Origin of the sequence: Agromyces luteolus (assembly GCF_009729855.1) — a bacterium.
Taxonomy (GTDB): domain Bacteria; phylum Actinomycetota; class Actinomycetes; order Actinomycetales; family Microbacteriaceae; genus Agromyces; species Agromyces luteolus.
Genome location: NZ_WODA01000025.1, coordinates 723,397 through 741,258, shown reverse-complemented (window position 1 = coordinate 741,258; position 17,862 = coordinate 723,397). Strand labels below are relative to the sequence as shown.

At 73.6% G+C, this 17,862-nt stretch carries 14 protein-coding genes and 2 riboswitches; of the genes, 6 read left to right on the top strand and 8 right to left on the bottom strand.

What is annotated here, in order from left to right:
- Positions 1 to 67 precede the first annotated feature (67 nt).
- Positions 68 to 853: an LON peptidase substrate-binding domain-containing protein gene (locus GLX25_RS17060; RefSeq protein ID WP_240898396.1), complete on the top strand. Its 786-nt coding sequence runs from the start codon at positions 68 to 70 to the stop codon at positions 851 to 853.
- Positions 850 to 1,041 carry a hypothetical protein gene (locus tag GLX25_RS17055; protein WP_155843726.1) on the top strand — a complete coding sequence of 64 codons (192 nt, stop codon included), beginning with the start codon at positions 850 to 852 and terminating at the stop codon, positions 1,039 to 1,041. Before GLX25_RS17060 ends, GLX25_RS17055 begins: the two co-directional genes overlap by 4 nt.
- Positions 1,042 to 1,054: 13 nt before the next feature.
- On the opposite strand, the gene GLX25_RS17050 is transcribed toward GLX25_RS17055, so the two are convergent.
- Together GLX25_RS17050 and GLX25_RS17045 are read right to left on the bottom strand one after the other, a co-directional pair.
- A complete protein-coding gene (locus GLX25_RS17050) occupies positions 1,055 to 2,545 on the bottom strand; it encodes a cryptochrome/photolyase family protein (RefSeq protein WP_155843725.1) in 1,491 nt (496 codons plus the stop codon).
- 57 nt (positions 2,546 to 2,602) lie between these two features.
- Positions 2,603 to 3,238: a hypothetical protein gene (locus GLX25_RS17045; RefSeq protein ID WP_155843724.1), complete on the bottom strand. Its 636-nt coding sequence runs from the start codon at positions 3,236 to 3,238 to the stop codon at positions 2,603 to 2,605.
- 295 nt (positions 3,239 to 3,533) lie between these two features.
- Between GLX25_RS17045 and GLX25_RS19445 the strand changes: the two genes are divergently transcribed.
- Complete coding sequence (locus GLX25_RS19445) at positions 3,534 to 5,120, top strand: substrate-binding and VWA domain-containing protein (RefSeq protein ID WP_155843723.1); 1,587 nt, start codon at positions 3,534 to 3,536, stop codon at positions 5,118 to 5,120.
- A 97-nt stretch (positions 5,121 to 5,217) separates the two neighbouring features.
- Here the strand turns inward: GLX25_RS19445 and GLX25_RS17035 are convergent, their stop codons facing one another.
- The 6 genes from GLX25_RS17035 to GLX25_RS17010 form a co-directional block, all read right to left on the bottom strand.
- Positions 5,218 to 6,771, bottom strand: a complete 1,554-nt coding sequence (locus GLX25_RS17035; protein WP_420837660.1) for an MDR family MFS transporter — start codon at positions 6,769 to 6,771, stop codon at positions 5,218 to 5,220.
- 185 nt (positions 6,772 to 6,956) lie between these two features.
- A complete protein-coding gene (locus GLX25_RS17030) occupies positions 6,957 to 8,099 on the bottom strand; it encodes a cysteine desulfurase family protein (RefSeq protein ID WP_166548942.1) in 1,143 nt (380 codons plus the stop codon).
- Positions 8,096 to 8,959 carry a carboxylating nicotinate-nucleotide diphosphorylase gene (gene nadC / locus GLX25_RS17025; RefSeq protein WP_155843721.1) on the bottom strand — a complete coding sequence of 288 codons (864 nt, stop codon included), beginning with the start codon at positions 8,957 to 8,959 and terminating at the stop codon, positions 8,096 to 8,098. The genes GLX25_RS17030 and nadC overlap by 4 nt, the downstream gene beginning before the upstream one ends.
- Positions 8,959 to 10,569 carry an L-aspartate oxidase gene (gene nadB / locus GLX25_RS17020; RefSeq protein WP_155843720.1) on the bottom strand — a complete coding sequence of 537 codons (1,611 nt, stop codon included), beginning with the start codon at positions 10,567 to 10,569 and terminating at the stop codon, positions 8,959 to 8,961. The genes nadC and nadB overlap by 1 nt, the downstream gene beginning before the upstream one ends.
- Position 10,570: 1 nt before the next feature.
- The gene (gene nadA, locus GLX25_RS17015; protein WP_155843719.1) at positions 10,571 to 11,998 is read right to left on the bottom strand and encodes a quinolinate synthase NadA; all 1,428 of its coding nucleotides are present in this window, start codon (positions 11,996 to 11,998) and stop codon (positions 10,571 to 10,573) included.
- Positions 11,995 to 12,774, bottom strand: a complete 780-nt coding sequence (locus GLX25_RS17010; protein WP_155843718.1) for an NUDIX hydrolase — start codon at positions 12,772 to 12,774, stop codon at positions 11,995 to 11,997. Before GLX25_RS17010 ends, nadA begins: the two co-directional genes overlap by 4 nt.
- A 205-nt stretch (positions 12,775 to 12,979) precedes the next feature.
- A riboswitch (glycine riboswitch) is annotated at positions 12,980 to 13,084 on the top strand.
- A gap of 58 nt (positions 13,085 to 13,142) precedes the next feature.
- Positions 13,143 to 13,248: riboswitch (glycine riboswitch) on the top strand.
- A 45-nt stretch (positions 13,249 to 13,293) separates the two neighbouring features.
- Between GLX25_RS17010 and gcvT the strand changes: the two genes are divergently transcribed.
- The 3 genes from gcvT (at position 13,294) to gcvP (ending at position 17,857) form a co-directional block, all read left to right on the top strand.
- A complete protein-coding gene (gcvT, locus tag GLX25_RS17005; protein WP_166548941.1) occupies positions 13,294 to 14,472 on the top strand; it encodes a glycine cleavage system aminomethyltransferase GcvT in 1,179 nt (392 codons plus the stop codon).
- A 61-nt stretch (positions 14,473 to 14,533) separates the two neighbouring features.
- Positions 14,534 to 14,905 (top strand): glycine cleavage system protein GcvH, encoded by a 372-nt coding sequence (gene gcvH, locus GLX25_RS17000; RefSeq protein WP_155843717.1) that lies wholly within the window; start codon positions 14,534 to 14,536, stop codon positions 14,903 to 14,905.
- A 54-nt stretch (positions 14,906 to 14,959) separates the two neighbouring features.
- The gene (gcvP, locus tag GLX25_RS16995) at positions 14,960 to 17,857 is read left to right on the top strand and encodes an aminomethyl-transferring glycine dehydrogenase (protein WP_155843716.1); all 2,898 of its coding nucleotides are present in this window, start codon (positions 14,960 to 14,962) and stop codon (positions 17,855 to 17,857) included.
- The last annotated feature ends 5 nt before the right edge of the window (positions 17,858 to 17,862 follow it).

The following is a 17,862-nucleotide window of genomic DNA, read 5'->3' as shown; positions in this document are numbered from 1 at the left end:
CTGGGGGGATGCCGCGAGGCACCTGTGGCGCGCCCTGCGCGGCACGCGCACGTGCTTGCATGCTGGCATGGGATCGTTCGCGATGTTCCCGCTCGGCAGCGTGCTGTTTCCGCACATGCCGCTCGCGCTGCGCGTGTTCGAGCCCCGGTACCTCGTCATGATGGCGAGGATCCTGAACGACCAGCCGAGCGAGTTCGGCGTCGTGCTGATCGAGAGCGGGCGCGAGGCCGCCGGCGCCGAGGCGCAGCGGCGGTTCGGGGTCGGGACCGTCGCGCGGGTGACGGAGCTCGGCGCGACCGACGGCGACCTCGCCGTGATCGCCCGGGGCGGGCGTCGGATCGAGGTCGTGGAGTGGTTGCCCGACGACCCGCACCCCGCGGCGGTCGTCCGCGACCTGCCCGAGCTCGAGTGGGACGACGACCTGCGGCCGCTGCTCGAGAAGGCCGAGCTCGTCGTGCGCCGCACGATCGCCCGAGCGAGCGAGTTCGTCGAGCTGCCCTGGGACGCGGACGCGGGACTCAGCTCCGACCCGTCCGAGGCGGCATGGCAGCTCGCCGGGATCGCGCCCCTCACCGCACTCGACCAGGTGCGACTGCTCGCCTCGACCAGCATGCGCGCCCTCCTGACCCAGCTCGTCGAGCTCACGCTCGGCGCGGGCGAGGTTCTCACCACGTCCTGGGCGACGGCCGACGACCTCGATGCCGAGATCGCCGAGGCCCTGGACCGCTCCGCAGGGCCGTCGGGGTCGCGAGACGACGACCGCGGCGACGACGGCGACGGGCGACGGGACGGCTCGGACGGCGACCCGGACGTCGACGGGCCGCCGTCCGGGACCGGGGGGACGGACGCATGAGCGACCGGTGGAACCGGATGCGCTGCCCGCGATGCGGGGAGGCGGCCGTCGCTCTCGTGACGGTGGTGCCGACCATGGGCGACGCGGGTCTCGCGGTGACCGACTACCGATGCCCGAGCGGATGTCGCCTCGACGACCTGCACGGCGAGATCGACGAGGCGCTCGGCATCCGGCACGTCTTCGGCTGACCGCCGGCGCGCCTCACGACGGGGCCGGACCGAAGCCCTCGCCGTCCTCGTCCCGAGCCCGCTCCTGCGCCACGACCTGCGCTCGATCCGGGAGGCGACGGAGTCCGGCGAGCGGCTGCGCCATCCGGTGGTTGCCGCGAAGCTCCGATTCGGAGCGATCCAGGAACGCCCAGTACCCGGCCGTGAAGGGGCAGGCCTCGGGGCCGACCCGCACCCGGGGGTCGAACCGGCACCCGCCGCAGTAGTCGGTCATGCGATCCAGGTAGGAGCCGCCGGCGGCGTAGGGCTTCGTGGCGACGAGTCCGCCGTCCGCGTGCTGCGACATCCCCACGACGTTCGCCGGCATGACCCACGGGGTGCCGTCGACGAACGCCCCGGCGAACCAGTCGGTGAGCGCCGCCGGATCGATGCCGCGCTGCAGCGCCCAGTTGCCGAGCACCATGAGCCGTTGGATGTGGTGCGCCCATCCGCGGTCGCGGACGTCGCCGAGCGTGGCGCGCAGGCAGGCCGCCTCGACGCCGGCCGGGTCGAGGGTCGCGAAGGGTCGTGGCACCGGCCGGTGCGCCCCGAGGCGGTTGTTCCCGCGGACGTAGTCCGGGCCGAGGTGCCAGTAGAGGTGCCAGACCCAGTCGCGCCAGCCGACCACCTGGCGCACGAACCCCTCGACGCTCGGCAGCGGTGCGCGATCGGCGTCGTACTCGGCCACGACGCGCCGCGCGAGGCGGAGCGGATCGAGCAGGCCGAGGTTGAGCGGAACGCTGAGGAGCGAGTGCGCCATGACCCAGTCGTGCGCGAGGACGGCGTCCTCGAACGGGCCGAAGTCCCCCAACCGCGACTCGATGAAGTCCTCGACGGCCGCCTCGGCCTCGGCCGCGGTGACCGCGAAGCGTCGCGGCCCGTCCTCGCCGATGAACCGCACCGCGCCGTCCGCCTGCCAGCGGTCGAGGTCCGCTCGCACCTCGCGGTCGATGTCGTCCTCGTCGGGCCACCACGGGTCGGGGAGGCCGAGCGTGATCGCGCCCTTCGGGGGCGGATGGCGGTTCTCGCGGTCGAGGTTCAGCCGCCCGCCCTCGGGGTCCGGTCCGCGCATGAGCAGGCCGGTCCGATCGCGCACCCAGGCGTAGAAGTCCTCCATCCGGGTGCGGCGCGATCCGCGATCGGCCATCCACTCGGCGAAGTCCGCCTCCGGGGTCGCGAACCCGCGACTGGGGAGCATCGGGATGCCGCGTCGACGCACGGCCGCTCGCGCGGCCCGTGACGGCGGCGCGATCACCTCGAGGTCGTCGCGACCGTCGACCGCCTCGCCGAACCGCTCGACCCGCCGGTACTCCGCCCGCGCCCCCAGCTCGGCGGCGCGATGCCGGAGGGCCGAGAGGATGAGGTGGGCCTTCTGGCGGTGCATCGGGGCGCGGCCGAAGGCCGCGCGCGCCTCGACGAGCAGCACCGGCCCGCCGTCGTCGAACGGCGGGCCGAGCTGCCCGGCGAAGAGCCAGCGAACCGTCATCGTCGCCCCCGACCGGGCCGGGCCGACGGGTTCCGCGGCACCGGCTCAGCGGGTGGTTCAGGCCTCCCGAGCGTGCCGGGGCGGGTGCGGTTCGGCGTCGATCCGGTCATCGTGATCGGCCGCGGTGCGAGCCGGAACCTCCGGGGCGTCGGTCGCGGGAGCGGCGTCCGCGTGGCGGGCGTCGTGCGATCCGTCAGCCTCGTCGGCCGTCCGCGGTGCCGGCGCCGGTGCCGGTCCGGGTTCCGCCGCAGCTGCAGGTGCGGATGCCGGTGCGGCCGCCGGAGCCCGATCCGCCGCCGGCTCGGGTGCCGGTGCCGCGTCCGCCGTCGAGGCATCCGGGTCCACCTCCATCGCGCGTCGCTCCTGCTCCGCCTGGGTGTCGCGGAGCTCGGCGGCCTGGTCGCGATGCTCGCGGCTCGACTCGGCGAGTCGCTCGGCCTCGAGCCGGGCCCGGGCGGCGTCGGCCTCGGCCGCGCGAGCCGCGGCATCCGCCTGCATCGCCTTCGCCTCGCGCTCGCGCGCCTCGCGATCGGTCTGCGCCGCCTGCTCGCGGATCTCCGCCGCGTGGGCGCGCTGGGCCTCGGCCCGGGCCTCGCGCCGACGGCCGGCGGTCGCGATGAGCACGATCGCCGCGACCACGACCAGGAAGGCGATGATGCCCACGACGATCCAGATGGTGGTGCTGGTGTCCACGTTCGCACGTCCCTTCGTCAGTTCAGCTCACTCAAGCGCACGGCGCGCGCTCGCGAACAGGGGTTGCACACGGCCGCGGGGTGTGGTTCGCGCGATCGGTGGAGGGAGAATTCGCCGATCGCTCACGTTCGCCTATGCTGGCAACACCCTTCCCCCTGAACGGGGGAACCCGTTCAGACTGGGATCGGCGCCCCCCGACAGTGCCGGTCGGCTTGGAGTGTCCGTGGGACGTCATAGCGTCGCGGCTCCGGCGAAGTTGCCGAGCCGCAGATTCATCCTGTCCATCGTCGCCGGGGTGGCCGTCATCGGCATCGTCGCATCCGGCGTGTACCTCTGGGTGGGCGGCCACCTGAACCCGATCTTCGCCTCCGCGGGCGAGCCGGCGTGCGAGGAGATCGAGGAGCTCTCGATCGTCGCCGACACGTCGATCGCCCCGGCGATCGAGGAGCTCGCCGCCGACTTCGACGCCGATCCGAAGCGATGCGTCGAGACCGCGGTCCGCGCGCAGGACTCCGCCGACACGGCGGCCGAGCTCGCGTCCGGCACGCTGTCCGCCGACGCCTGGGTGCCCGACTCGACCAGCTGGCTCTCGCGCACCGCGTCCACCGCCGCGTCGCTCGGGCTCGGCGAGCCCGACGCGACCGTCGGGGACTCGGTCGCGACCTCGCCCGTCGTCTTCGCCGCGCCGGCCAGCGAGGCGCAGGAACTCGCCGCCGAGCCCGTCAGCTGGGCGCGCGTGCTGAACGGCACGCTGCCGGCGCTCCTGCCCGACCCCGAGGCATCCGCCGCGAGCCTCGCGAGCCTGTACGCCCTGAAGGGGCAGTCCTCGCCCGACGACCCGCGGCAGTTCGCCGGGGCTCTCATCGCGCTCGGCAAGTCGATCCCCGCGACGGCGGATGCCGCGATGAGCACCGTCGCCTCGGCGAGCACGCCCACCGTCGTGCTCACGAGCGAGGCGAGCGTCGCCGCGCACAACGCCGATTCCTCGGCCGCGCCGCTGGTCGCGGCCTATCCAGAGGAGGGCACGATCGCGCTCGACTACCCGTTCGTGCGCATCGGCGACGGCGACTCGGCGAACCTCGACGACTTCGAGTCCGCGCTGGGCTCTGCGACCGAGCACTTCCTCGAGGCCGGATTCCGTGCCCCCGACGGGTCGGGCGAGGTCGACTCGCCCGGCGTCGCCGCGACCGCGCCGCCGACCCAGACCGAGCTGGATTCCGCGGCGCAGATCGAGATCCTGCGCTCCTGGGGCGTCCTGACGCTCCGCTCCCGCATGCTCGCCGTGATCGACGTGTCGGGATCGATGGAGGAGCCGGCGGAGAACGGCCTGCGCCGGATCGACATCTTCCAGCAGGCCGCCGTCGGGGCCATGTCGAAGTTCTCCGGCGAGGTCGAGCTCGGCGTGTGGGTGTTCTCGACGGCGCGCAACGGCGACCTCGACTACGAGGACCTCTCGCCGATCGCCCCGCTCGCCGACGCCTCGCACACCCAGCAGATCCAGCAGATCATCGGATCGCTGCCGGCCCGCCTCGGCGGGGCGACCGGGCTCTACGACACGACGCTCGCCGCATACAAGCGCGTGCAGGAGTCGTACGACCCCGACAAGGTCAACTCGGTGCTCGTCATCACCGACGGCAAGAACGAGGACCAGAACGGCATCAGCCTGGACCAGCTGCTCGGCGAGCTGAAGAAGCTCGAGGACCCGACGAAACCCGTCGCCGTGATCATGATCGGCTTCGGTCCCGACACCGACCTCGACGCGATGAAGAAGATCGCCAAGGCGACCAAGGGCGGCGCCTACTCGGCGACCAAGCCCGAGGACCTCGGCACGGTGCTGGTCGACGCGCTCTCGCAGCGCACCTGCCGCCCGGACTGCGGCTGATCGGTCGGGGTCGACCGCACCGCCGTTCGACCGCACCACCGCACGACGACGGGCGCCCTCCAGCCGGAGGGCGCCCGTCGTCGTATGGCCGCCGCGCTCAGTGCGCGGGTGCGCCGGCCGGCATGTCGGCCGGGCGACGCACGAGCGTCGCGCCGACGATCGCGAACAGCGAGACGATCGCACCCACGAGGAACGCGTTGCGCACGCCCGCCGCCTGCGCGGCGATCTCCTCGACGCCGCCCGCCGTCGCCCCGGCCGCGGTCGCGGTCATCACGGTGATGAAGAGGGCGGTGCCGGCCGCGCCGGCGACCTGCTGGAGCGTGCCGACGATCGCCGACCCGTGCGAGTAGAGGTGCGGCTCGACGGACCCGAGCGCGGTCGTGAACAGCGGGGTGAACATGAACGCGAGCGAGATCGAGAGCACGACGTGTGCGGCGAGGATCATCCACGGCGGCGTGGTCTCGGTGACGAGCGTCAGCGACCACAGCACCGCGCTCACGCCGATGCTCGCGGGAACGAGCAGCGGCGTCGGACCGACCCGGTCGTAGAGCCGGCCCACGGTCGGCCCGAGCAGGCCCATGACGAGGCCTCCGGGCAGCACCAGCAGTCCGGTCGCGAGGGGCTCCAGGCCGAGCACGTCCTGCAGGTAGATCGGCAGCAGGATGATCGTGCCGAAGAGCGCGGCCATCATGACGGCCATGAGGCCGATCGAGACGGCGAAGTTGCGCGAGCGGAACGTGCGCAGGTCGAGGAGCGCGCGATCGCGGCGCTGCAGGAGCAGCTGGCGGACGATGAACGTCGTGATGCCGAGCGCACCGACCGCCAGCGCGATCCACATGGGGACGGCGTCGCCGGGCGTGCGGCCGCTCGCGACCTCGCCGACGAGGCTCAGGCCGTACACGAGGCCGCCGAACCCGAACGCGGAGAGCACGACCGAGACGACGTCGATGGGGAACACGCGCGTCTCGCTCACGTTCTCGACGCGGCGGAGCCCGATGACGAGCATCGCGACCGCGATCGGCAGCACGAGCCAGAACATGTAGCGCCAGCCGAGCGTGTTGAGGATGAGCCCCGAGATCGCCGGCCCGATGGCGGGCGCGACCGACATGACGATCGACACGCGCCCCATGAAGCGGCCGCGGTCGGCCGGGGCCACGACCGTCATGAGCGTCGTCATGAGCAGCGGCATCATGATCGCGGTGCCCGTGGCCTGGATGATTCGGCCGCCGAGCAGCACCTCGAAGCCCGGCGCGAGCGCGGCGAGCAGGGTGCCCGCCGAGAAGAGCGTCATCGCGGCGCCGAAGATCGGGCGGGTCGGGAACCGCTGCAGCAGGAAGCCCGTGATCGGGATCACGACGGCCATCGTCAGCATGAAGGCGGTCGTCAGCCACTGCGCGGCCGACAACGTCACCCCGAGGTCGTCGACGAGCTCGGGGATCGCGACGCTCATGATCGTCTCGTTGAGGAACACCGTGAACGTGGCCGCGAGCAGCAGCCAGATCACCCGGGTGTTCCGCGCGCCGTGCTCGGGACGGGCGGCGACGATGTGCCGGTCGATGGCGCGGTCGGCGGCCTCGGCCTCCGCAGCGGCTCCGAGGCCGGGGTCGGGCACCGTGGTCGAATCGGTGTCGGGTGCGGATCGTTCGCTCACGGTTCGTCCTGTCGTCTGCGTCTCGTCGTCGTGCTCGATTCGGCGGGCGCGGCGGTGCCGCTCCCGGCCGGGCGAACGAGGAATGCAACTCCCGGGCGCGCGTGCGCTATTCCCGATCGGCCCGGATGCATGCACATGCATGCATCACCCCGCCCCCACGGGCCGGCGACGTCGCTCGGACCCGGTCAGGGGACGATACCGCGCACCGCCGACACGGCCGCGGCCACGGCGTCGGCCGCGGCCGCGGCATCCGCCTCGGTCACCTCGCTGCCGAAGGAGAACCGCACGGCCGTCAGGGCGACCTCGGGCGCGAAGCCCATCGCGGTCAGCACGTGCGACGGCTCGTCGCTGCCCGCCGCGCAGGCGGAGCCGCTCGAGACGACGACGCCGCGCCGCTCGAGCTCGAGCAGCACGGCCTCGCCGCCCGTCCCCGGGAAGACGTACGACACGGTGCCCGGCAGCCGCCGCGACGGATGCCCCGTGGGCACGGCGTCCGGCACGGCGGCCGTGACGAGCTGGCGGAAACGCGCGGTCGCGGCGCCGACGCGCGCCGCGGCGTCCGCCCGCTCGTCCTCGGCGAGCCGCAGCGCCGTCGCGAACGCCACCGCGCCGGCCACGTTCTCGGTGCCCGAGCGGCGCCCGCGCTCCTGGCCGCCGCCGTGCAGGACCGGCTCGATCGGCAGCCGCCCGCGCACGATCAGGGCGCCCGTGCCCTTCGGCGCACCGACCTTGTGGCCGGCGAGCGAGAGGGCGTCGACGCCGAGCCCGTCGATCGAGAGCGGGAGCCATCCGGCGGCCTGCACGGTGTCGGTGTGGATGAGCGCACCCGAGTCGTGCGCGACCGCCGCGAGCTCGGCGATCGGGTTCACCGTGCCGACCTCGTTGTTCGCGAGCTGCACCGAGATGAGGGTCGTGTCCGGGCGGATGACCCGTGCCAGCGCCTCGGGCGTCACCTCGCCGGTCGGAGCGACCGCGACCTCGTCGACGTCGAACCCGTGCAGGCGGCGGAGGGCGTCGGCGGCGCCGAGCACCGCCTCGTGCTCGACGGGCGAGACGACGACGTGCCGTCCGCGGGGGTTCGCGAGCGCGAGGCCGAGGATCGCGAGGTTGTCGGCCTCGGTGCCGCCCGACGTGAAGACGACGTCGCCGGCGCGGCATCCGACCACCGACGCGACCTCGTCGCGCGCCCACGCGAGCGCCTGCGCGGCCGCCTCGCCCACGCCGTGCCGGCTCGACGGGTTGCCGAACGCGCCCGTGAGGTACGGCCACATCGCCTCGAGCGCCTCGCGTCGGACGGGCGTCGTGGCGGCGTGGTCGGCGAAGATCACGCCGGACCCGCCTCGATGACGACGTCGAGCCCGAGGTCGAGCGCGCGCGCCGAGTGCGTGAGCGCGCCGACCGAGATGACGTCGACGCCCGTCGCGGCGATGCCGGCGACCGTGTCGAGGTTCACGCCGCCCGACGCCTCGACGATCGCGCGGCCGTCGATGAGCGCGACGCCCTCGCGCAGCGCGGCGAGGTCGAAGTTGTCGAGCATGATCGTGTCGGCGCCGCCCGCGAGCACGGCGGGGATCTGCTCGACGCGGTCGACCTCGACCTCGAGGTGCGCGGTGTGCGGCATCCGCTCGCGCGCGGCGCGCAGGGCCCCGGCGAGGTCGGCGCCGCCCGCGGTGAGCACCGCGAGGTGGTTGTCCTTGGCCATGATCGCGTCCGACAGCGAGCGGCGGTGGTTGCGGCCGCCGCCGTCGCGCACGGCCTGCCGCTCGAGGCTGCGCAGGCCCGGCGTCGTCTTGCGCGTGTCGACGATGCGCGCGCGGGTGCCCGCGACGGCGGCGACGTAGCGGGCCGTGAGCGTCGCCACACCAGACATCCGCTGCACGAGGTTCAGGGCGACGCGCTCGGCGCGCAGGATGCCGCGGGCCGGCCCGGACACGCGGGCGAGCACGTCGCCCGTCGCGAAGGGCTCGCCGTCGGCGACGAGCAACTCGACCGCGATCCGGGGGTCGACGAGTCGGAACGTCGCCTCGACGACGCGCGCGCCGCTGAACACGCCGGGTTCGCGCGCGACGAGGTCGGCCGTCGCGGTCGCCGCCTCGGGGATCAGCGTCTCGCCCGTCAGGTCGCCCCACGGGGCGTCCTCGTCGAGCGCCATCAGCACGATCCGCTCGATCTCGCGGGTCTCGGTCATCAGGCGGCCTGCCTCTCCAGGTCGGTGCGGCGTGCGCCGTCGGCGCCGGCCGCGGCGGTCGTCGGCGCGTCGGTGCGGGTGTGGGCGCCGACGCTCCCGGTGCGGGCGAGCGCCGCGGCGACGGTGAGCCGGGCGAGGTCGAGGAGGTTGCGGTCCTCGACGCTGCGACGGTCGACCGGGTCGGGCGCGCGCCAGCCGTCCAGGCGAGCGGATGCCTCGGCGAGCCCGGCCGCGTCGCGCTCCAGCCCGACGCGGCTCCACATCAGCCGCTGCAGCTCGCCGCGATCGACCGGCCCGCTCGCCCGGCTCGGGTCCACATCGGCGGATATACGATCCGCCGCGCCGCCCGGGCCCGGTCCGCCTCCGGTGCGGCGGATCGTATATCCGCCGTCGTGAACGTGGGAGATGAGATCGGCAGGGGCGGATGCCGCGTGCGCGATCGCGGCGGCGGCGCGCTCGGCGAACACCGCGCCCTCGAGGAGCGAGTTCGAGGCGAGCCGGTTCGCGCCGTGCACGCCGGTGCGGGCGGCTTCGCCGACGGCCCAGAGCCCGGGCAGGCTCGAGCGCCCGTCGAGGTCGGTCGCGATCCCGCCCATGGCGTAGTGCGCGGCCGGCACGATCGGCACGGGCTCGCGCGACCAGTCGAAGCCCGCGGCCAGGCACGCCCGGTCGAGGGAGGGGAAGCGCCGCGCGAGGAACTCCGCGCCGAGCGCCGTCGCGTCGAGGCGCACGGGCTCGCCGCCCTGCTCGGCCATCCGCCGCCAGACGGCGCGCGCGACGACGTCGCGCGGGGCGAGTTCGCCGCGCGGGTCGACGTCGAGCAGGAACCGGCGGCCGTCCGCGTCGCGGATCACCGCGCCCTCGCCGCGCACGGCCTCGGAGATGAGCGGGGTGCCCGGCACCGCGAGGGCCGTCGGGTGGAACTGCACGAACTCGAGGTCGGCGACCTCGGCACCGGCGCGCGCGGCCGCCGCGACGCCGTCACCCGTCGCGACGTCGGGGTTGGTCGTGTGGGCGTACAGCACGCCTGCGCCGCCGGTCGCGAGCACCACGGCGTCCGCCCGGAGCACGGCGGGCGTCGCGCCCGCGGCATCCGCCTCGCCCTCGACGAGCACGTGCGCACCGACGACCCGGCCGCCCTCGACGACGAGGTCGACGAGCGTCGTGCGCTCGAGCACGCGGATGCCGCGCGCGCGGACCGTCGCCACGAGCGCCGCCTCGATCGCCGCACCCGTCGCGTCGCCGCCCGCGTGCAGGATGCGGGCGCGCGAGTGCGCCGCCTCGAGTCCGCGCGCGATGCCGGACTCGTCGCGGTCGAACGCGACGCCGAACCGGATCAGGTCGCGGATGCGGGCCGGGCCCTCCGTCGTCAGCACGTCGACCGCGTCGGCGTCGCCGAGCCCGGCGCCCGCGGCGAGCGTGTCCGCTGCATGTCGCGCGGGCGCGTCGCCCGCGAAGATCGCCGCGGCGATGCCGCCCTGCGCCCAGGGCGTCGATCCCTCGCCGATCGCGGCCTTCGTCACGACGGTGACGTCGCAGCCCGCCTCGGCGGCGCGGATCGCCGTCCACAGCCCGGCGATGCCGGAGCCGACGACGAGCACGGCGGTCATGTCAGGCCCCGGTCGCCGCGGGTGCGGGAGAGGACGCGGCGGCCGAGCGCGCGGCCGCGGCATCGGTCGCCGCCGCGATCGTCGAGCCGGCGGGGACCGGCACCGAGGCCGGGGGCTTCGCCGCGAGCATGCGCTCGAGCGCGAGGCGGGCCGGCACCGCGACGTCCTCGCCGACCGAGATGCGGTTGACCACGCGGCCGGCCACGAGCTCCTCGAGCACCCACGCGAGGTAGCCGGGGTGGATCCGGTACATCGTCGAGCACGGGCAGACGACCGGGTCGAGGCAGAAGATCTCGTGCTCGGGGTGCTCGGCGGCGAGGCGCTGCACGAGGTTGATCTCGGTGCCGATCGCGAACGTCGAGCCGGCGGGCGCCGCCTGGATCGCCTTCACGATGAAGTCGGTCGAGCCCGCGGCATCCGCCGCGTCGACGACGGGCATCGGGCACTCGGGGTGCACGATGACCTGCACGCCGGGGTGCTCGGCGCGGGCGCGCTCGATCTGGTCGACCGTGAACCGCTTGTGCACCGAGCAGAAGCCGTGCCAGAGGATGACACGGGCGTCGGCGAGCTCGTCGGCGGTGTTGCCGCCGAGGGCCTTCCGCGGGTTCCACATCGGCATCTGCTCGAGCGGCACGCCCATGGCCTTCGCGGTGTTGCGGCCGAGGTGCTGGTCGGGGAAGAACAGCACGCGCTGCCCGCGCTCGAACGCCTGCTCGAGCACGGTCTTCGCGTTCGACGACGTGCAGACGATGCCGCCGTTGCGACCCACGAAGCCCTTCAGCGCGGCCGACGAGTTCATGTAGGTGACCGGGATCACCGGCACGCGGCCCTCGGCGTCGGTGGCGGCCAGGTCGCCGTAGACCTCCTCCAGCTGTTCCCAGCACTCCTCGACGCCCGACTCGTCGGCCATGTCGGCCATCGAGCAGCCCGCGGCGAGGTTCGGCAGGATCACGGCCTGGTCGGGCCGCGAGAGCATGTCGGCGGTCTCGGCCATGAAGTGCACGCCGCAGAACACGATCGCCTCGGCCTCGGGGCGCGTCATCGCGGCGTTCGCGAGCTGGAACGAGTCGCCCGTGAAGTCGGCGTGCTGCACGACCTCGTCGCGCTGGTAGAAGTGGCCGAGGACCACGACCTTCTCGCCGAGCGTCGCCTTCGCGGCACGGATGCGGTCGTGCAGCTCGGCGTCGGAGGCCTCGCGGTACTCGGCGGGCAGCGCGCCCTGGCGGGGCGACCCGGTCGGGATGACGTCGCCCATCGACGAGCCCGGCCCGTAGCCGGCGGGGCCGGCGTCGAACTCCCACGGCCCCTTGGCGAGGTCGGGTGTGCAGGTCTCGCCTGCGGCCTTGCCGGTCGTGATGAGCCGGATGGTGCGGTCGACGGATGCCGCGAGGCGGACCTCGCGCTCGGGCGTGGTGGCGGTGGTGCTCATTGCGGTTCCTTGCTGTGCGTTCCGGGCCTGGTGTGGGATGCGGTGGCGGATGCCGCGTGCGGCGGCGCCGCAGGCGCCGGTGAGGGCGACGCCACGGGCGAATGGGCGGGGTCGAAGCGGTAGAGGGCCGGCGGGCGGTGGCGCGTGCCCGCGAGGCGCTCGCCGGTGTCGATGAGGGTGCCGGACGCCTCGATCGTGCGTCGGAAGTTCGCGGGGTCGAGGCGGCGCCGGAGGACGGCCTCGTGCACGCGGCGGAGCTCGGCCATCGTGAACCGCTCGCCGAGCAGCGCGTGCGCGATGCGCGAGTACACGAGCTTGGTGCGCAGGCGCCGGAGCGCGTAGTCGATGATCGCGGCGTGGTCGAAGGCGAGGTCGGGCAGCGCGTCCTCGTCGAACCACCGGACGTTCTCGTCGGAGACGGCGCGCTCGACCTCGTCGGAGTGCACGAGTGCCCAGTACACGACCGAGACGACGCGCTCGCCGGGGGAGCGGTCGGGGTCGCCGAACGTGTAGAGCTGCTCGAGGTACTTCGGGGCGAGCCCGGTCGTCTCATGCAGCGTGCGCGCCGCCGCGCCGTCGAGCGCCTCGCTGACGGGCAGCCAGCCGCCGGGGAGCGCCCAGCGGCCGAGCCCGGGCTCGCGGAGACGACGCACGAGGGGGATGCGCAGGCTGGCGGGACGCTCGCGGACCTCGACGACGCCGTCGGCCTGGTCGGGGGCGAGCGCGAAGATGACCGTCGAGACGGCCAGGCGCGCGTGCGCGTCGTGCTGCGACATCCGCTGCTCCCTCCTGACGACCCGCCCGACTTAGAGTCACCATGACGCGAAGTCGATGGAGCCCAGCTTACAGTCACGATGACACGAACGCGAATCGCGTGACGCGCGGACGGTGCCGCACGCGCGACGCGCGCGCACCACCCCGCGAGCGGACCCGGGCGCGCGCATTGGGTAGACTTCCCCCGACAACCGCATACCGGGCCATCGACGCATCGCGGGAGAGCCGCACGGATCCCTCCGGGGAGCCGTTCGGCACCGAAGGAGCAAGCCTCCCCGCCAATCTCTCAGGTCGCATCACCGCGATGACGAGGCCGACTCTGAAAAGTGCTCCGCGCGGAGCGCGGAGCAGATCGAGTAGGACCGACGACGTCGGCCCGTATCGAGATCCTCCCGTTCGTCGTGAGCCGCCGAAGGTGAAAGCACAGCTCCCCCGGAGCGTCGCGAAGCTCTCAGGCCCATGACAGAGGGGGAGTTCTTCCGCGGCGACCGCCGCGTGATCCGCGCGATCCTGGAGAACTCGTGACCGACGCACCCGGAACCACCGAAACCGGCACCACCGAGCGCCGCAGCCCCCTCGACGAGGTGCACCGCGCCGCGGGCGCGTCGTTCACCGACTTCGCCGGCTGGCAGATGCCGGTCCGCTACTCCAGCGACCTCGCCGAGCACCACGCCGTGCGCGAGCACGCCGGCCTTTTCGACCTCTCGCACATGGGCGAGATCGTGGTCGTCGGGCCCGAGGCATCCGACGCCCTCGACTACGCGCTCGCCGGCAAGCTGTCGGCGATCGTCGAGGGCCAGGCCAAGTACTCGCTCCTCCTCGCCCGCGACGGCGGGGTCATCGACGACCTCGTGATCTACCGGACCGGGCCCGACCGCTACATGGTCGTCGCGAACGCCGCGAACCGCCACGTCGTCGCCGAGGAGCTCCGTGCTCGCACCGCGCCGTTCGAGGCCGACGTCTTCGACGAGTCCGACGACATCGCGCTCGTCGCCCTGCAGGGTCCCGATGCGCTCGAGGTGCTCCAGCAGACCCCGGGCTTCGGCATCGAGGGCCCGGGCAACGACGAGGAGGACTTCGTCGACGCCGTCGCCGCGCTGAAGTACTACCGCGCGATCGCCGCGACCTGGGAGGGCGAGCCCGTGCTCGTCGCCCGGACCGGCTACACCGGCGAGGACGGCTTCGAGCTCTACGTCGCGCCCGAGCGCGCGAAGGCCCTGTGGGAGGCGCTCCAGGAGACCGGCGGGCCGCGTGTCGTGCCCTGCGGCCTCGCGAGCCGCGACACGCTCCGCCTCGAGGCGGGCATGCCGCTGTACGGCCACGAGCTCTCGCGCGACATCCTCCCCGTGCAGGCCGGCCTCGGCCGCGTCGTCGCACTGACCAAGGAGGGCGACTTCGTCGGCCGGACGGCGATCGAGCAGGGCCCCGCCGACGACGCGCCCGTGCTCGTCGGCCTCACCGCGGAGGGCCGCCGCGCGGCGCGCGCCGGGTACGCCGTCTTCGACGGTGCGGGCGACGACGCCGACCGGGTCGGCGAGGTCACCTCCGGCGCCCTCTCGCCCACGCTCGGCCACCCCGTCGCGATGGCCTTCGTCGCCCCCGGGTTCGCGGAGGTCGGCTCGTCGCTCTTCGTCGACGTCCGCGGCACGCGCGTCGCGGCATCCGTCACCGCACTGCCCTTCTACAAGCGCGGCGCCTGACCACGAACCCGCCGGCGGCCGCGTCGCCGGACCAGCACCACACGACCACGAGGAGCACCCCATGACCGACCGCAGCGAACTGCAGTACACCGCCGAGCACGAGTGGGTGAAGGTCGACGGCGACACCGTCACCGTCGGCATCACCGACTACGCCGCCGAGAAGCTCGGCGACGTCGTCTACGTCGACCTGCCCGACGCCGGCAGCACCGTCGTCGCCGGCACCGTCGTCGGCGAGATCGAGTCGACCAAGTCGGTGGGCGAGCTGTTCGCCCCGGTCGACGGCGAGGTCGTCGAGTCGAACCAGGCCGTCGTCGACACCCCCGAGCTGGTCAACAGCGACCCCTTCGGCGACGGATGGCTCCTGAAGCTCACGACCACGTCGCTGCCCGCCCTGCTCAGCCTCGACGAGTACCGCGCCCTGACCGGCGAGTAGGTCTCGAGCCGCGGGCTCGGCCCGCTCCTCGACCAGCGAACGACAAGGAAGACGATGACCACCAGCACCTCCACGGCCTTCGACGTCGACGCCTTCGGGCGCCGGCACATCGGCACCACCCCGCGCGACCACGAGTGGATGCTCGCCGCGCTCGGCTACGACTCGCTCGACGCCCTCATGGACGCGGCGGTGCCGAGCGCCATCCGCATGCACGAGGTGCTCGACTCGGTCATCCCGGCCGCGGCGACCGAGCGCGAGGCGCTCTCCGAGCTGCGCGAGCTCGCCGACGCCAACACGGTGCGCACGTCGATGATCGGGCTCGGCTACTCGGGCACGATCACGCCGGCGGTGATCCAGCGGAACGTGCTCGAGAACCCGAGCTGGTACACGGCCTACACGCCCTACCAGCCCGAGATCTCGCAGGGCCGCCTCGAGGCGCTCATCAACTTCCAGACGATGGTCACCGACCTCACCGGGCTCGACACCGCCAACGCGTCGATGCTCGACGAGGGCACCGCGGTCGTGGAGGGCATGCTCCTCGCGCGCCGCGCCTCGAAGTCGAAGTCGAACCGCTTCGTCGTCGACGCCGACGCGCTGCCGCAGACGCACGCGCTGCTCGTCTCACGGGCCGAGGCGGTCGGCATCGAGCTGGTCGTCGCCGACCTCGACGAGACGACGGATGTCGCCGAGCTGGGCGAGCACTTCGGCGTCTTCGTGCAGTACCCGGGCGCCTCGGGCCGCGTGTGGAACCCGGCATCCGTCATCGCCGCCTCGAAGGAGCAGGGTGCGCTCGCGGTCGTCGCGGCCGACCTGCTCGCGATGTCGCTGCTGACGAGCCCCGGCGAACTGGGGGCGGATGTCGCGGTCGGCACCTCGCAGCGCTTCGGCGTGCCGATGGGCTTCGGCGGCCCGCACGCCGGGTACATGGCCGTGCGGAAGGGGCTCGAGCGCCAGCTCCCCGGCCGCCTGGTCGGGGTCTCCCAGGATGCCGCCGGCCACCCCGCCTACCGGCTCAGCCTGCAGGCGCGCGAGCAGCACATCCGTCGCGAGAAGGCGACGTCGAACATCTGCACCGCCCAGGTGCTGCTCGCCGTGATGGCGTCGATGTACGCCGTGTACCACGGGCCGCGAGGCATCCGCCACATCGCGGTGACCACCGCGGCGAAGGCGAAGGCGCTCGCCGACGCGCTCACCGCGTCCGGCCTGACGCTCGCGCACGACGCGTACTTCGACACGATCCGGGTGCACGTGCCGGGCCTCGCCGCGAACGTCGTCGCACGCGGGCGCGAGCTCGGCGTGAACCTCTGGGAGGCCGACGAGGCGACCGTGCACGTCGCCGTCGACGAGACGACGACCGGGGCCGAGCTCTCGCTCGTCGTCGAGGCGTTCGGGTTCGACGCGCGCACCGAGGTGCCGGTGCCGCTCCGCGAACTGCCCGCGAGCCTGCCCGACGCGCAGCGCCGCACGTCGCCGTACCTCGAGCACCCGGTGTTCAACACGCACCAGTCCGAGACGCAGATGATGCGGTACCTCAAGACGCTCGCCGACCGCGACTACGCGCTCGACCGCGGCATGATCCCGCTCGGGTCGTGCACCATGAAGCTCAACGCCGCCACCGAGATGCAGGCCGTCACGTGGCCCGAGTTCGCGAACCTGCACCCGTTCGCGCCCGAGGCCGACGCCGTCGGCTCGCTCGGGCTCATCGAGCAGCTCGAGAGCTGGCTCGCCGAGGTCACCGGCTACGACACGGTCTCGCTGCAGCCGAACGCGGGCAGCCAGGGCGAGCTCGCGGGCCTGCTCGCCATCCGCGGCTACCACCTCGCCAACGGCGACGACGAGCGCGACGTCTGCCTCATCCCGTCGAGCGCGCACGGCACGAACGCCGCGTCCGCGGTGCTCGCGGGCATGAAGGTCGTCGTCGTCGCGACCGACGAGCTCGGCAACGTCGACCTCGACGACCTGCGCGCGAAGATCGCCGCGAACGCCGAGCGCATCGCCGCGCTCATGATCACCTACCCGTCGACCCACGGCGTCTACGAGCACGAGGTGAAGTCGATCACCCAGGCCGTCCACGACGCCGGCGGCCAGGTCTACATCGACGGCGCGAACCTCAACGCGCTGCTCGGCTTCGCGCGCTTCGGCGACGTCGGCGGCGACGTGTCGCACCTGAACCTGCACAAGACCTTCTGCATCCCGCACGGCGGCGGCGGCCCCGGCGTCGGCCCGGTCGCGGCGAAGGCGCACCTCGCGCCCTTCCTGCCCGGCCACCCGATGGCGCAGCGCGCCGACCACGCCGGCGGCGTCGAGCACGGCGGCGGACCGGTCTCGGCGGCGCCCTACGGCAGCCCGTCGATCCTGCCGATCTCGTGGGCCTACGTGCGCATGATGGGCGCCGAGGGCCTGAAGCAGGCCACGGCGACGGCGGTGCTCGCGGCGAACTACGTCGCCGCGCGCCTGCGCGACCACTTCCCGGTGCTCTACACGGGCGAGAACGGGCTCGTCGCCCACGAGTGCATCCTCGACCTGCGCCCGCTCACCGCCGAGACCGGCGTCACGGTCGACGACGTCGCCAAGCGCCTCATCGACTACGGCTTCCACGCGCCCACCATGTCGTTCCCGGTCGCGGGCACGCTCATGGTCGAGCCGACCGAGTCGGAGGACCTCGCGGAGCTCGACCGGTTCGTCGAGGCGATGATCGCGATCAAGGCCGAGGCTGACGCCGTCGGCCGCGGCGAGTGGCCGGCCGAGGACAACCCGCTCCGGAACGCCCCGCACACCGCCGAGTCGGTCATCGCGGGGGAGTGGACCCACCCCTACACGCGCGAGCAGGCCGTCTACCCGGTGCACTCGCTCGTGCGGAACAAGTACTGGGCCCCCGTGCGCCGCATCGACCAGGCGTACGGCGACCGCAACCTCGTGTGCGCCTGCCCGCCGATCGAGGCGTTCGCGTAGCGGTC